Source organism: Acidovorax cavernicola (assembly GCF_003581445.1).
Genome location: NZ_QXMN01000060.1, coordinates 1 through 13,994, shown reverse-complemented (window position 1 = coordinate 13,994; position 13,994 = coordinate 1). Strand labels below are relative to the sequence as shown.

Genomic DNA, 13,994 nt, shown 5'->3' with positions numbered 1-13,994 from the left:
ACCCCGCGCTGTTGCGGGTCGAACCCTCGAAAGGAACAGTCGCCATGAACACCGCCGCCCACGACGCCCACGCCATCGCCACGGGCTACATCGCCGTCTGGAACGAGACCGACGCCGCGCGCCGCGACGCGCTCATCGACGCCGGCTGGACCGCCGACGCCCGCTATGTCGATCCGCTGGCGCAGGCCAGCGGTCGCGAGCAGATCAGCGCGCTGGTCGGCGCGGTGCATCAACGCTATCCGGGCTTTCGCTTCCACCTGCTGGGGAAGGCCGAGGCGCATGGCGACAACCTGCGCTTTTCGTGGACCCTGGGCCCGAGCGGCGCCGACGACCTGATTCAGGGCACCGACTTCGCGCAGGTCGACGCAGGCAAGCTGCGCGCGGTCACGGGCTTTCTCGACAAGGTGCCCGTCGGCGCCTGAAGGGTGGGGATTACTCGCCCGAAGGCCGGCCGCGCCAGAGCTTCCGGTAGACGGTCGCACGGCTGATGCCCAGCGTGCGTGCCGCCTCGGCCACATTGCCGCGTGCCTCGCTCACCGCCTTGCGGATCAACGCGGTTTCCACGTCACGCAGGCGCGGGCGGCCATCGGCGCCGGCGCCAGGCACCCCGCCCAGCTCGCTGCCGCCGCGCTGGGCCCGCACCTGCACCCGCAGGCCCGACCACAGCGGCACCTCGAGCATCGCGTCGCCGCGCCGGGCGGCGTCGAACATCATGTGCAGCGGCAGCGCGAACAGGTCGTTGAAATGCAGGCCGCCGGCATGGCAGGCCAGCGGCTGGTGCAGCATCTGCCGGGCCGCCGCGTTGGCGCCGGTGACGTGGCCGGCGGCATCGATGCACAGCAGGCCCTCGGTGGTCTCGCTGCTCGGGCAGCCGGGCCAGAGCAGCCGCATCAGCAGCTCGCAGGGTTCGCGTTGCACCAGCAGGTTCTCGATGCTGCGCGCCGACAGCGTGGCCAGGTGGCGCAACTCGGGCCGCTCGACCACCTGCACGCCCGTGAGGTCGAGCATGCCGATGCAGTCTCCCCGGGGACCGAAGAGCGGAGCGCCGGCGCAGCTGTACACACTGGTGTCGTCAAAGAAGTGTTCACCCCGGTGCAACCAGACCGATTCCTGCTCGGCCAGCGCCGTGCCGATGGCGCTGGTGCCGATGGCGTTTTCCGACAGGTCGACGCCGATGCGTCCGATGTCGCGCGCATAGCGGGCGGCGGGGTCGGTGCCATCGGGCAGGGTGCCCACGTCGACCACGATGCCTCGGGCGTCGGTCAGGATGGCGAAGTAGCGGGTGTCGGCAATGGCACGCGAGAGCCGCTCGATCACCGGACGCGCCGCCGAGACCAGCGCCTTGTTGCATTCCGTGACATCGCGGCTGGTGCTGCGGCTCACGGGGTCGAAGCTCACGCGCTGCTGGGGCCGGCGGCCGGCCTCGAGGCAACGCTGCCACGAGCGCGTGATGCCCGGGTCGACCCGCACGCCGGCGCGCGGGCGGGGGCCATCGCCTTCGATCAGCTCACGGCGCGCCTGCGCAATGGCCAATGAACGCTCGATGGGAGGGGTGGCGGCGGAAGCGGACATCATCGTGAGGATTCTTCTTCGCGCGTGGGGAGCGTGGGAGGGCGGCCTTTGCGGGCTCGCCGGACGACAAGCTGTTTCATTTTGAGAATTTCCCGCGCTCTGTGCAAGTGTCAAGGGTTTTTGCCTAGGATAGTGCGAAAGAGCGGCATCCAAGATGACTCGCTGAACCAGCCATCACCTTCCACGGAGACAGCCACATGCAGGTCGCTTTCAAGGTCAACGGCCGCCCGGTCACGGTCGACGCCCCCCCGAACACCTTCCTTGTGCACGCGATCCGCGAGCACCTCCACCTCACCGGAACCCACGTCGGCTGCGACACCGCCCAGTGCGGCGCCTGCACCGTTCACCTGAACGGCCGCGCGGTCAAGTCGTGCAACATCCTGGTCGCGCAGGCGGCCGGCGCCGACGTCACCACCATCGAGGGCATCGCCGAAGCCGACGGCACGATGCACCCCATGCAGGCGGCCTTCAAGGAGTGCCACGGCCTGCAGTGCGGTTTCTGCACGCCGGGCATGGTCATGAGCGCCATCGACCTGTGCACCCATCACCCCAAGTCCAGCGAATCGGAAATCCGCGAGCTGCTCGAGGGCAACCTGTGCCGCTGCACGGGCTACCAGAACATCGTGAAGGCCGTGAAGATGGGCGGCGAGGCCATGGCCTCGGGCACCCCGGTCAAGACCACCGTCGCCGCCTGAAGGGAGCCGCATCATGGGTGCTTCCGACTTCTCCAACCTGCCACACATCGGCGAGGCCCTGCGGCGCAAGGAAGACTATCGCTTCCTGACCGGCGCGGGCAACTACACCGACGACATCACGCTGGCCAACCAGAGCCATGCGGTCTTCGTGCGCTCGCCGCACGCGCACGCCAACATCAAGTCGATCGACATCACCGAGGCCTCGAAGATGCCCGGTGTGGTCGGCATCTTCAGCGGCAAGGACATCGAAGGAAAGATGGGCGGGCTGCCCTGCGGCTGGCTCATCAACAACCCCGACGGCACCCCCATGAAGGAGCCGATGCACCCGATCCTCGCGATCAGGAAGGTGCGCTACGTGGGCGACCACGTGGCCATGGTGGTGGCCGAGACGGTCGAGCAGGCCAAGAACGCGGCCGAGGCCGTGGTGGTCGACTACGACGTGCTGCCCGCGCTGGTGAGCGTGGCCGACGCGGCGAAGAAGGCCAGCGGCGTCACCCTGCACGACGAGGCGCCCGACAACCAGTGCTACAAGTGGGCGCTGGGCGACAAGGCGGCGGTCGATGCGGTGTTCGCGGGTGCGGCCCATGTCACGAAGCTCGACCTGGTCAACAACCGGCTCGTGCCCAACCCCATCGAGCCGCGCGTGGCCATCGGCAGCTATGCCCGCGGCACCGACGACTACACGCTCTACGTGTCGAACCAGAACCCGCACGTCGAGCGTCTGCTGATGACGGCCTTCGTGCTGGGCCTGCCCGAGCACAAGGTGCGCGTGATCGCCCCGGACGTGGGCGGCGGCTTCGGCTCGAAGATCTTCCTGTACGCGGAAGACGTGTGCCTGACCTGGGCCGCCAAGCAGCTCAACCGCAACATCAAGTGGACGGCGGAACGCTCGGAGTGCTTCCTGTCCGATGCGCACGGCCGCGACCACGTGAGCCACGCCGAGATGGCGATGGACAAGGACGGCAAGTTCCTCGCCATGCGCGTTCATACCGACGCGAACCTCGGCGCCTACCTGTCGACCTTCTCGACCGCGGTGCCCACCATCCTGTACGCCACGCTGCTGGCCGGCCAGTACACCACGCCGCAGATCTACGTCGAGGTCGATGCCTGGTTCACCAACACCTCGCCGGTCGATGCATACCGCGGAGCAGGGCGGCCCGAGGCCACCTACCTGCTGGAGCGCCTCGTGTCGCGCTGCGCCTGGGACATGAACCTGGGCCAGGACGAGATCCGCAAGCGCAACTTCATCACCAGCTTCCCCTACCAGACGCCCGTGGCGCTGCAGTACGACACCGGCGATTTCCATGCCTGCATGGACAAGGCGAAGGTGCTGGCCGAGGTCGACGGCTATGCCGCGCGCAAGTCGGCAACCGAAGCCAAGGGCAAGCTGCGCGGCATCGGCTACTCGAGCTACATCGAAGCCTGCGGCATCGCGCCGTCGAACATCGCGGGTGCGCTCGGCGCGCGCGCGGGTCTGTTCGAGTGCGGCGAGATCCGCGTGCACCCGACCGGCAGCGTGACGGTGTTCACCGGCTCGCACAGCCACGGCCAGGGCCACGAGACCACCTTCGCACAGGTCGTCGCCGCGCGGCTGGGCATTCCGGTCGAGAACGTCGACGTGGTGCACGGCGACACCGGCCGCGTGCCCTTCGGCATGGGCACCTACGGTTCGCGCTCCATCTCGGTGGGCGGCGCGGCCATCATGAAGGCGCTCGACAAGATCGAGACCAAGGCCAAGAAGATCGCCGCACACCTCATGGAAGCGAGCGACGCCGACATCGAGTTCGCCAACGGCGAATTCACGGTCAAGGGCACCGACAAGAAGATCCCGTTCGGCCAGGTGGCGCTCACGGCCTACGTGCCGCACAACTACCCGCTCGACAAGCTCGAGCCGGGCCTGAACGAAACGGCCTTCTACGACCCGACCAACTTCACCTTCCCGGGCGGCACCTACATCTGCGAGGTCGAGATCGACAAGCAGACGGGTGAAGTGCGCGTCGACCGCTTCACCGCGGTGGACGACTTCGGCACCATCATCAATCCGATGATCGTCGAGGGCCAGGTCCACGGCGGGCTGGTGCAGGGCATCGGCCAGGCGCTGCTCGAGAACTGCGTGTACGACAACGAGACCGGCCAGCTGCTCACCGGCAGCTTCATGGACTACGCGATGCCGCGCGCCGGCGACTTCCCGCAGTTCAAGCTCGACACCGTCTGCACGCCGTGCACCCACAACCCGCTAGGCACCAAGGGCTGCGGCGAGGCGGGCGCCATCGGTTCGCCGCCGGCCGTCATCAACGCCGTGCTCGATGCGCTGGCGCCATTGGGCGTCAAGGATTTCGACATGCCTGCCTCGTCCAGCCGCGTCTGGGAAGCGATGCAGGCCGCCGCCAAGCCCTGAACGACAGAACGAACAACAGAGAACAGAGAAGGAATCACCCCATGTATGCCTTCACACTCGAACGGCCCGCCAGCGTGGCGGACGCGGCCCGGCTGATCGCCGCGGGCGGCAAGCCACTGGCCGGCGGACAGACCCTGCTGGCCTCGATGAAGCTGCGCCTCTCGGCACCCGAGCAGCTCGTCGACCTCGGCGGCATCAAGGAACTCACCGGCATCAAGAAGGATGGCGGCGCAGTGACCATCGGCGCCATGTCGCGCCACCTCGACGTGGCGAACAACGCCGACGTGAAGGCCGCGTTCCCTGCGCTGGCCGACCTCGCGTCGCGCATCGGCGACCGGCAGGTGCGCGCGATGGGCACCGTCGGCGGCTCGGTGGCCAACAACGATCCGGCGGCGTGCTATCCGAGCGCTGTGCTGGCCTCGGGCGCGACCATCGTCACCTCGAAGCGCGAGATTGCAGCCGATGATTTCTTCCAGGGCCTGTTCACCACGGCGCTCGAAGAAGACGAGCTGATCACCGCGATCCGCTTCCCCATTCCGAAGCGCGCCGTGTACGAGAAGCTGCGCCAGAAGGCTTCCAACTTCCCGCTGGTCGGCATCTTCCTGGCGCAGTACGACAGCGGCGTGCGCGTGGCCATCACCGGCGCGGGCAACGGGGTGTTCCGCCATGCGGGGCTCGAAGACGCGCTCAACAAGAGCTTCACTGCCGCGGCTGCCGCAGCCGTGAAGATCGATGCCAGCGACCTGAACAGCGACCTGCATGCCTCGGCTGCCTACCGCGCGAACCTGATCAGCGTGCTGACGCAGCGCGCGGTGACCAAAGCACTCGGCTGAAGCCGCAAGCCGCCGACCGGAAGGCGCGACACCCTCGCGTCTTCCGCTACGCTTCGCCATGACTTTCCCGACCATCGACGCTCTTTCCGACGGTTTGATGCAGGCCGGTTACTTCGCCGACCGCCGTCTTGCCACCGCGGTGTTCCTCGCGCTGAAGCTGCAGCGCCCGCTGCTGCTCGAAGGCGAGCCCGGCGTCGGCAAGACCGAACTTGCCAAGGCGCTGTCGATCGCACTGAACCGCGAACTGCTGCGCCTGCAGTGCTATGACGGCATGGAGCAGCGCGAGGCGCTGTATGAGTGGAACTACGCCGCGCAGCTGCTGCACATGCGTGCGGCCGAAGCCACGGGCGCGGCACGCGACGTGGAGGCCGAGGTCTACCAACCGCACTACCTGATCCGCCGCCCGCTGCTGCAGGCGCTGCAGACGCCCGCCCCTGGATCGGTGCTGCTGATCGACGAGGTGGACCGCGCCGACGAGCCCTTCGAGGCCTTCCTGCTCGAATACCTCGGCGAGTATCAGGTCAGCATTCCCGAGCTTGGCACTGTGCGCGCCGTCGTGCCGCCGGTGACGCTGCTTACCAGCAATCGCACGCGCGAGCTGAACGATGCCGTGAAGCGGCGCTGCCTGTATCACTGGCTCGACTACCCCGAACGCGAGCGCGAACTGGCCATCGTGCGCGCGCAGGTGCCGCAGGCCGGTGAAACGCTGTCGGCGCAGGTGGCCGCCTTCGTCGCGCGGCTGCGTTCGGCGCCGTTCGTCAACGCCTTCCAGCGCGCGCCCGGCATTGCCGAAAGCGTGGAGTGGGCGCGGGCGCTGATTGCGCTCGACACCGTCGAACTCGACCCCGAAGTGGTCGTCGACACCGCCGGCATCCTGTTCAAGCAGCGTGATGACGTGGCGGCGCTGACGCACGAGCTGGCGTCCGATCTGCTCAAACCCGAGGAGCCGGTCGCGCGCTGAGCGGGGCCACGCACATGGCTGGCATCCAGCAACTGGGCGATGTCCGCAGCGGCAAGCTGGCCGGCAACATCGCCGCCTTCGGCCGTGCGCTGCGCCGCGCCGGCGTGCGCACTGATGCCATGCGCATCGCGCTCGCGACCGAGGCGGTCACGCTGGTCGGCGTGGAAGACAAGCTCGACCTGAGTGCCGCCATGGAAGCCGTGATGGTGAGCCGCGAGCAAGACCGCCTGGTGTTCCGCGAACTCTTCGACGCGTGGTTTCGCGACCCGGAGCTGGCCAACAAGCTGCTCGCCCAGATGCTGCCCAGCGCAGAAGGCAAGGCGGAACCCTCCAAGCGCCGCCCCCGTGTGCGCGAGGCGCTGAGCCCGCCGCGCGATGCCGTGAAGCCTGTCGCGCCCACCAAGCCCGACGAGGAGATCAAGTTCGACGCCGCCATGACGGCCAGCGACCGCCAGCGGTTGCAGCATGCCGATTTCAATGCACTCGGCGCGGCCGAGTACCGGCTGGTCGAGCGGCTGGCGCGCGACATCACGCTGCCGGTGCCCAAAGTGCCGGCGCGACGCCTGCGCCCCGCCGGTGACGCCGGCCGCGCGCACGCCCGCATGCACTGGCCCGGCGTACTGCACGAGGCGGCGCGCACCGGCGGCGAAATCCTGCGCCTGCCCCGGCTGGCGCGGCGCGAGCAGCCCTTGCCGCTGCTGGTGCTGGTGGACGTGTCGGGCTCGATGGAACGCTATGCCCGCCTGCTGCTGGCCTTTCTGCATGCCGCCACGCGGCGTGCCGGCCGGCGCGACGTGTTCGCCTTCGGCACGCGTCTGACCGACCTCACGCCGGCCTTCCGGCTCGCCGACACCGACGCCATGCTGGGGGCCGCCAGCCTCGCCATCGACGACTTCGCCGGCGGCACGCGGCTGGGGGGCTCGCTGACCGAGCTGCACCAGTCGCATGCGCGCCGGCTCATCGGCCGCCGCACGCTGGTGCTCGCGATCAGCGACGGCCTCGATACCGGCGAACCCGCGGTGCTCGACACGGAGCTGCAGTGGCTCAAGCGCCATTCGCGCCGCCTGCTGTGGCTCAACCCCTTGCTGCGTTTCGAGGGCTACGCCCCTCTGGCGCGTGGGGCCGGCGTACTGCACCGCCATGCGGACGCGATGCTGGCGGTCCACAATCTGAATGCACTCGAACAGCTGGCCGCCAGTCTGGCCGCGCTGATGCGCGCCAGCCGATGAGGCAGGCCCCAGGAAGGAACAAAGGAAACCCACCATGGAAATGCTCGGAAACCGCCGCCTCGGCATCACCCAACAACAGGCCTGGGACGCACTCAACGACCCCGAGACGCTCAAGAAGTGCATCCCCGGCTGCGACAAGTTCGAGCTGACGGGCGACAACACCTACAGCGTCGCGCTGGCGGTGAAGATCGGTCCGGTGTCGGCCAAGTTCAACGGCAAGGTGATGCTGTCGGACATCGTCGCGCCCGATGGCTACAAGCTCACTTTCGAGGGGCAGGGCGGTGTGGCGGGGTTTGCCAAGGGCTCGTCGAGCGTCACGCTCAAGCCGGTGGCCGATGCCGCCGCAGCAGCAGCGCCCGCGCCGGATGCGGCGCAACCGTCGGACGCCGCCCCGCAGGCACCCGCCGGTTGCGAGCTCGACTACACCGTGCAGGCCCAGGTCGGCGGCAAGATCGCGCAGCTCGGCCAGCGCCTGATCGACGGCGCGGCCAAGTCCACCGCCGACGATTTCTTCAAGCGCTTCGAGGCCGAGATGCAAAGCCGCTACGGCCCACCGCCTGCGCCCGCTGCAGAAGTTTCGGCCGAGGCGCCCGCCGAGAAGGCCGGCGTGATGTCGGGCCTCATGAAGAAGATGGGCTTTGGCAAGAAGGACGGCGAGGACAAGGACGCGCCCGCTTCGGGCGACGCGGCCTGAGACAACGGGAACGAACTCGCCATGGAAAACCTCGACGTCATGGTGCTGCGCACGCTGCGCGACTGGCGGCGTGCCGGCAAGCGCGCGCTGCTGACCACGGTGGTGCGCACCTGGGGCTCGTCGCCACGGCCCGTGGGCTCGATCATGGCGCTGGCCGAAGACGGCGCCGTGGTCGGCTCGGTCTCGGGCGGCTGCATCGAGGACGACCTGATCGCCCGCTACAGCCATGCCCACGGCAAGGGCGAAGACGTGCCGCTGGGCGCGCCGCCCGCGCTCGTCAAGTACGGCATCACGGCCGACGAGGCGCATCGCTTCGGGCTGCCCTGCGGCGGCACCCTCGAGTTGTTGCTCGAATACGCGCCCGACGCCGATGCGCTCGACACCCTGGTCGCCGAACTCGAACGCGGCAAGCTCATGCGCCGCACCGTGACGCTCGCGACCGGCGCGGTGCGACTGGCGGAAGCCACGGCGCCCGACGAACTCACGGTGAACGACACCGAACTCACCAACACCTTCGGCCCCGAGTACCGCATGCTGCTGATCGGTGCCGGCCAACTCGCCGAGTACCTCGCGACGATGGCCAAGTTCAGCGGCTTCGCCGTGACGCTGTGCGACCCGCGAGCCGAGTACCGCACCGCATGGTCACTGCCGGGCGTGACGATCACCACCGAAATGCCCGACGACGCCGTGCTGGCCTTCCGGCCCGACCGCCGCAGCTGCGTGGTCGCACTCACGCACGACCCCAAGCTCGACGACCTTGCACTGCTCGAAGCGCTGCAGAGCGAGGCCTTCTACGTGGGCGCCATCGGCTCGCGCCGCAACGCCGACGCACGGCGCGACCGCATGATCGAGCACTTCGACCAGACGGCCGAATCGCTCGCGCGCCTGCGCGGACCGATCGGCATCTTCATCGGCAGCAAGACGCCGCCCGAGATCGCGGTGAGCGTGATGGCGGAAATCCTGGCGGTGAAGAACGCGGTGACGCTGCCGCGCGAAGTCGAAGTGGCGCGCGCCAAGGAAATCCAGCAGCTGCAACCCAGTTGAACTGAGCCGGGCTGGAAAGGGCTGGCTCAGTCCACGCCCAGCAGGTCGTAGATGCGGCGCACGTACTCGCCGAACTCCGGGCTGGTCTTCACGTGCAGCTTGCGTGGCTCGGGCAGGTCGATGCGGAAGAAGTCCGCCATGCGCGCCGGGCCAGCCGTGAGCACGGCGCAGTGCGAACCCAGGAACACCGCCTCCTGGATGCTGTGCGTGACCACGATGAAGGTCTTGCGGCTGCGCTCCCAGATGCGAAGCATCTCCAGGTTCATCTTCTCGCGCGTGAGGGCGTCGAGCGCGCCGAAGGGCTCGTCCATCAGCACCAGCTTGGGGTCGTGGATGAGCGCACGCGCAATGGCCGCGCGCTGCTGCATGCCGCCCGAGAGTTCGTAGGGCAGCTTGTCCGCGAAGCCGGTGAGGCCGACCATGTCGAGCAGTTCGTGCGCGCGTTCCTTGGCGGCGCGGCGGTCCAGCCCGAGGATGTCGGCGGGCAGCAGCACGTTCTCCAGGATGGTGCGCCACTTCAGCAGCAGCGGCTGCTGGAACACCATGCCGACATCGCGGCCGGGGTTGAAGCCCGAACCGTCGGCGCCGCCGATCTCGAGCGTGCCGCCGTCATGGCCGTGCAGGCCCGACAGGATCTTCAGCAGCGTCGACTTGCCGCAGCCCGAGGGCCCGACCAGCGAGATCATGTCGCCCGCGTTCACGTCCATCGTGACGTCGGAGACGGCGAGGAACTCCTCGTTGCGCTTGCGGTAGACCTTGCGCAGCTGCCGCATGCGGATCAACGGCGCTTCCTGCACTGGAGCCAGTACCGCGCTCATGCCAGCCACCGTGACAGGTTGTCGCGCACGAAGGCGTCGTCGGCGAGGTCGCCGTGCTGGCGGTAGACGCGGTCGATCTGCGCCGATTGCCCGGGGCCCATGCCTTCCTCGGGGTCGAGGCACCAGATGCCTTCGAGCAGGCCCTGGCGCCGCAGCACCTCGTGGCAGCCGGCGATGCAGCCGTGGAAGTTGTTCGCCACGTCGAAGAAGGCGGCGTTGCAGTCGGTCACGCGCGAGTCGAGCGCGAGCAGCGAAGGGCTGAGCGCGCCGCCGTGGGCCGCCAGTTCGGCCTTGATCTGCTGGAGTTGCGCGACGGCGCTCGATGTCCACACCGACCAGTGGCCGAGCAGCCCGCCGCGAAAGCGCACCTGCACGGGCGCGCCGTCGCGCATCGCGGCGAAGGGCAACGCGAGGTCGAGCACGATGTGGTCGTCGTTGCCGGTGTAGAGGAACACGCGCTCCTCGGCGCGTGCATCGACCAGCCCCCGCACCACGTCGATGCTGCGGTAGCGGTTGAAGGGGGCGACCTTGATGGCGAGTGCGTTGGGGATGAGCGCGAAGCGGCGCCAGAAGTCGCTCGACAGGATCGGGCCGCCGACGACGGTCTGCAGGTAGAAGCCGATCAGCGGGATCTCCTGCGCGACCGCCTCGCAGTGGGCGATGAGCGCGTCTTCCGACGAACCGGCCAGCGCCGCAAGGCTCAGCAGGCCCGCGTGATAGCCGAGAGAGACGGCGGTACGCGCCTCGGCCTGCGCCTGCGCGGTCGGGCCGCACAGGCCCGCGATCATCGCCATCGGTCGGTCGTTCCAGGCCAGGCGGTCCTGCATCGCGGCTTCGAGCACGGTGGCGTACAGGCCGCGCTCGCGGATCGCGAACTGCGTGGTGTGCACGCCCACTGCAAGGCCGCCGACGCCGGCATCGACGTAGTAGCGGGTCAGCGTGCGCTGGCGTTTGCGGTCGAACTGGCGGTCGGCGTCGAGCGCGAGCGGATGCGCGGGGATGACGGTGCCTTGCGACAGCAGCGCAAGCACGTCGGCGGGAAGGTCGGAGCGGTTCAATGGCATGGGTGAGGGTCCTCAGCCGAACTCGGGGCCGGCGATGGCGTGGATGAAGGCAGGGTGTCCGGTCGGCGCCTGGGTGGCGTCACGCGTGGCGAGGGCCATGCGCGTGAAGCTGCGCTGCGATGTGAAGCCGGCGGCGTGCAGCGCCTGGGGCATGAGCTTGCGGTCGTCGGGCACGTCGACGTAGATGCGGCCAGCGATGCCGCGCGCGGCCTGCGTCAGCAGCGCGGCGGCGGTGGCCTCGTCGGACGACAGCAGCGGCCCGATGTGATGCGCGGTGCGACCCGCGCGCACGAGGCCGAAGCCCAGGCCGTTGCGCACGCAGCGGCTGTCGTCGCGGCCGAGCAGGTCGACGAGCACGGCGGGGCGCGCGAAGCCCAGCGCCTGTGCGTCGAGCGCGGCAACGCTGTCGAGTGCGGGCTTGTCGGTGGCGAGCGATGCAGTGGCCGGTGCGGCTTCGCGTTGCCAGCGCGTGAGCCGCCACAGCGGGGTGAAGCCGAAGCTCGCGTAGAGCGGTTCGCCTTGCGGCGTGGCGTCGAGCATCGCGACGAGGCCGGCGGACTTCACCGTGTCGAGGCAGCGTGCGAACACCGCGCGGCCCAGGCCCTGTCCGCGCGCCTCGGGCGCCACGAGGATCATGCTGATCCAGGCCACGCTCCCCATCGGCAGCACTGCGCCGCTGGCGATGAGCCGGCCCGCACCGTCGCGCACCCCATGCACCGTGCCGAGCCGCTCGAACAGCCGCCAGTCGTGTGCGGTCTGGTTCCAGCCGCTCGCGACGACGAGTGCGTCGAGCATCTGGGCGATGTCGGGCGTGATCGAAGACAGCGTCTCGACGGTGGGCATGGTCGTTCGCACCTTCTCAGTACTTGCCGTCGCGCGATTCGAATTTGGTCGGCTTGCCGTATTGACGTTGCTCGCGCGAAATCCAGTCGGCGACCCAGCGGATCTGCTGCGCCAGCGGCACGCGCGGGTAGCCGAACAGGCGCTCCGCCTCGCCGGTGTTCATGAGCCAGGCGGTCGGTGCTTCCTGTCCGGTGATCGTCACGTCCTTGCCGAACTGGCGCGCGAATTCTTCGGCCAGCCAGCGGATCGACGTGGTCTCGGGCCCGCTCACGTTGAGCGGCGAGGTCGGCACCGTGGCCGCCGCGAGGCAGCGCAGCGCCTGCGCGTTCGCATCGCCCTGCCAGATCACGTTGACGTGGCCCATGGTCACGTCGACCGGCTCGCCGCGCCACACCTTCAGCGCCACGTCGGCCAGCACGCCGTAGCGCAGGTCGATGGCGTAGCTCAGGCGGAACAGGCGCCCGGGCGTGCCGTGCTGTTGCGAGAAGTACTCGAACATGCGCTCGCGGCCCACGCACGAATTGGCGTACTCGCCGGGCGGGTTGGGCGCGTCGCTCTCGTGCGCGCCCTGGCTGGTCACGGGTACGAAGGGGTACACGCAGGCGGTCGAGAACGCGACGATGCGCGAGCCGCGGAAGTGCTCGGCCACCAGCGCCGGCACGTGCGCGTTCATGGCCCAGGTCAGCGGGTTGTTGGCGTCGGCGCCGAACTTGCGACCGGCCATGAACACCACGTTGGCGCAGGGCGGCAGCGCGGCGATGGCGGCGCGGTCGAGCAGGTCGCAGGCGATGGTCTCGATGCCGTGCGCTTCCAGTGCCTCGCGCACGCCGGCTTCGCTGAAGCGGGCCACGGCGATCACGCGGCGCCCGGGCATGGCGTTCTTCGCGAGGCGGGCCAGCGTCGGGCCCATCTTGCCACCCACGCCCAGGATCATCAGGTCGCCGTCGAGGCGGGCCATGTCGCGCACGAGGTCGCGCGAGGGCGTGGCCAGGTAGTCCTCGAGCGCGGCTTCGGTCTCGAAGCGCTCGGGAAAGGGAAGGTCGTCGAGGACAGGCGTGGTGTTGTTCATTGGATTCGTGCGTCCTGGGTGATGAAGAGGCGCTCCAGCAGAAGCACCAACAGATAGAGCAGCACGCCCAGGCCCGTGATGAGCAGCACGGCCATGAAGACCGCGGGCGTGTCGAGGGAGGCCTGGACCTGGATCATCAGATAGCCCAGGCCGCGTTCGGAGGCGATGAACTCGCCCACCACCGCACCCGCCACGGCGAGGATGGTGGCGACCTTCATGCCCGAGAACACATAGGGCAGCGAGCCCGGCAGCTGGATGTAGCGGAACAACTGCCAGCGCGAGCCCTTGAGCGCGCGCACGAGGTCGAGCAGCTCGGGCTCGGTCTCGTTGAGGCCGCGGATGGTAGTCAGCAGGATCGGGAAGAAGCACAGGCTGAACGTGATCAGGATGTTCGGCCCGATGCCATAGCTGAACCACACGATCACCAGCGGCCCCATCGCCACCTTCGGGATCATGTTGAGCGTGACCAGCAGCGGGAACACCAACAGCATCAGCCGCTTGCTGGTGATGAACAGCAGCGCGCAAAGAATGCCGAGCACCAGGCCCAGCGCGTAGCCGCCGAACACTTCGAGCGCGGTGACGCCGGTGTTCTTGAGCCAGCTGTAGTTGGGGTTGGCCAGCGTGGCCAGCACCTTCGACGGTGCGGGAAGGATGAAGGGCTGGATCGCGAACACGCGCACCGCCAGCTCCCACAGCGCGACGCCGGCCAGGTGCACGGCGACCACGAGGGCCCAGCGATGCCACTGCGGAGCTTCGCCCGACATGGGCGTAGGG

Annotated in this window: 14 protein-coding genes; 8 read left to right on the top strand and 6 right to left on the bottom strand. The window is 68.8% G+C overall.

Features of this window, described 5'->3' with window-relative positions; all coding sequences use genetic code 11:
• Positions 1–44 precede the first annotated feature (44 nt).
• Positions 45–422 carry a nuclear transport factor 2 family protein gene (locus D3H34_RS28755; RefSeq protein WP_119557972.1) on the top strand — a complete coding sequence of 126 codons (378 nt, stop codon included), beginning with the start codon at positions 45–47 and terminating at the stop codon, positions 420–422.
• Positions 423–432: 10 nt separating this feature from the next.
• On the opposite strand, the gene D3H34_RS28750 is transcribed toward D3H34_RS28755, so the two are convergent.
• Positions 433–1,575, bottom strand: coding sequence for a helix-turn-helix domain-containing protein (locus D3H34_RS28750; RefSeq protein ID WP_434057718.1), 1,143 nt, complete (start codon positions 1,573–1,575; stop codon positions 433–435).
• 194 nt (positions 1,576–1,769) lie between these two features.
• Between D3H34_RS28750 and D3H34_RS28745 the strand changes: the two genes are divergently transcribed.
• The 7 genes from D3H34_RS28745 to D3H34_RS28715 are packed head-to-tail and all read left to right on the top strand — an operon-like array spanning position 1,770 to position 9,426.
• Positions 1,770–2,267, top strand: coding sequence for a (2Fe-2S)-binding protein (locus tag D3H34_RS28745; RefSeq protein ID WP_099795899.1), 498 nt, complete (start codon positions 1,770–1,772; stop codon positions 2,265–2,267).
• A 13-nt stretch (positions 2,268–2,280) separates the two neighbouring features.
• Positions 2,281–4,665, top strand: a complete 2,385-nt coding sequence (locus D3H34_RS28740) for a xanthine dehydrogenase family protein molybdopterin-binding subunit (RefSeq protein WP_119557970.1) — start codon at positions 2,281–2,283, stop codon at positions 4,663–4,665.
• Between the two features lie 41 nt (positions 4,666–4,706).
• Complete coding sequence (locus tag D3H34_RS28735; RefSeq protein WP_119557968.1) at positions 4,707–5,498, top strand: FAD binding domain-containing protein; 792 nt, start codon at positions 4,707–4,709, stop codon at positions 5,496–5,498.
• 58 nt (positions 5,499–5,556) lie between these two features.
• On the top strand, positions 5,557–6,459 hold the full coding sequence (locus D3H34_RS28730) for an AAA family ATPase (protein ID WP_119557966.1): 903 nt from the start codon (positions 5,557–5,559) through the stop codon (positions 6,457–6,459).
• Between the two features lie 14 nt (positions 6,460–6,473).
• On the top strand, positions 6,474–7,688 hold the full coding sequence (locus D3H34_RS28725; RefSeq protein ID WP_119557964.1) for a vWA domain-containing protein: 1,215 nt from the start codon (positions 6,474–6,476) through the stop codon (positions 7,686–7,688).
• A gap of 34 nt (positions 7,689–7,722) precedes the next feature.
• A complete protein-coding gene (locus D3H34_RS28720) occupies positions 7,723–8,382 on the top strand; it encodes an SRPBCC family protein (RefSeq protein ID WP_119557962.1) in 660 nt (219 codons plus the stop codon).
• 21 nt (positions 8,383–8,403) lie between these two features.
• Complete coding sequence (locus tag D3H34_RS28715) at positions 8,404–9,426, top strand: XdhC family protein (RefSeq protein WP_119557960.1); 1,023 nt, start codon at positions 8,404–8,406, stop codon at positions 9,424–9,426.
• Positions 9,427–9,452: 26 nt separating this feature from the next.
• Here D3H34_RS28715 and D3H34_RS28710 read toward each other — a convergent pair whose 3' ends face one another.
• From D3H34_RS28710 to D3H34_RS28690, 5 genes are all read right to left on the bottom strand, one after another.
• Positions 9,453–10,244 (bottom strand): ABC transporter ATP-binding protein, encoded by a 792-nt coding sequence (locus D3H34_RS28710; protein ID WP_119557958.1) that lies wholly within the window; start codon positions 10,242–10,244, stop codon positions 9,453–9,455.
• The gene (locus D3H34_RS28705; protein WP_119557957.1) at positions 10,241–11,308 is read right to left on the bottom strand and encodes a dihydrodipicolinate synthase family protein; all 1,068 of its coding nucleotides are present in this window, start codon (positions 11,306–11,308) and stop codon (positions 10,241–10,243) included. Before D3H34_RS28705 ends, D3H34_RS28710 begins: the two co-directional genes overlap by 4 nt.
• Positions 11,309–11,320: 12 nt before the next feature.
• Positions 11,321–12,151, bottom strand: coding sequence for a GNAT family N-acetyltransferase (locus D3H34_RS28700; RefSeq protein ID WP_119557956.1), 831 nt, complete (start codon positions 12,149–12,151; stop codon positions 11,321–11,323).
• 16 nt (positions 12,152–12,167) lie between these two features.
• The gene (locus D3H34_RS28695) at positions 12,168–13,220 is read right to left on the bottom strand and encodes an NAD-dependent epimerase/dehydratase family protein (protein WP_119557955.1); all 1,053 of its coding nucleotides are present in this window, start codon (positions 13,218–13,220) and stop codon (positions 12,168–12,170) included.
• On the bottom strand, positions 13,217–13,994 hold a 778-nt coding region (locus D3H34_RS28690), incomplete at its 5' end, for an ABC transporter permease (protein WP_205736828.1). The genes D3H34_RS28695 and D3H34_RS28690, both read right to left, overlap by 4 nt.

Coding starts and splice junctions, on each gene's coding strand:
- D3H34_RS28755 (WP_119557972.1), top strand. CDS start 45: ATGAACACCGCCGCCCACGACGCCCACGCCATCGCCACGGGCTACATC.
- D3H34_RS28750 (WP_434057718.1), bottom strand. CDS start 1,575: ATGATGTCCGCTTCCGCCGCCACCCCTCCCATCGAGCGTTCATTGGCC.
- D3H34_RS28745 (WP_099795899.1), top strand. CDS start 1,770: ATGCAGGTCGCTTTCAAGGTCAACGGCCGCCCGGTCACGGTCGACGCC.
- D3H34_RS28740 (WP_119557970.1), top strand. CDS start 2,281: ATGGGTGCTTCCGACTTCTCCAACCTGCCACACATCGGCGAGGCCCTG.
- D3H34_RS28735 (WP_119557968.1), top strand. CDS start 4,707: ATGTATGCCTTCACACTCGAACGGCCCGCCAGCGTGGCGGACGCGGCC.
- D3H34_RS28730 (WP_119557966.1), top strand. CDS start 5,557: ATGACTTTCCCGACCATCGACGCTCTTTCCGACGGTTTGATGCAGGCC.
- D3H34_RS28725 (WP_119557964.1), top strand. CDS start 6,474: ATGGCTGGCATCCAGCAACTGGGCGATGTCCGCAGCGGCAAGCTGGCC.
- D3H34_RS28720 (WP_119557962.1), top strand. CDS start 7,723: ATGGAAATGCTCGGAAACCGCCGCCTCGGCATCACCCAACAACAGGCC.
- D3H34_RS28715 (WP_119557960.1), top strand. CDS start 8,404: ATGGAAAACCTCGACGTCATGGTGCTGCGCACGCTGCGCGACTGGCGG.
- D3H34_RS28710 (WP_119557958.1), bottom strand. CDS start 10,244: ATGAGCGCGGTACTGGCTCCAGTGCAGGAAGCGCCGTTGATCCGCATG.
- D3H34_RS28705 (WP_119557957.1), bottom strand. CDS start 11,308: ATGCCATTGAACCGCTCCGACCTTCCCGCCGACGTGCTTGCGCTGCTG.
- D3H34_RS28700 (WP_119557956.1), bottom strand. CDS start 12,151: ATGCCCACCGTCGAGACGCTGTCTTCGATCACGCCCGACATCGCCCAG.
- D3H34_RS28695 (WP_119557955.1), bottom strand. CDS start 13,220: ATGAACAACACCACGCCTGTCCTCGACGACCTTCCCTTTCCCGAGCGC.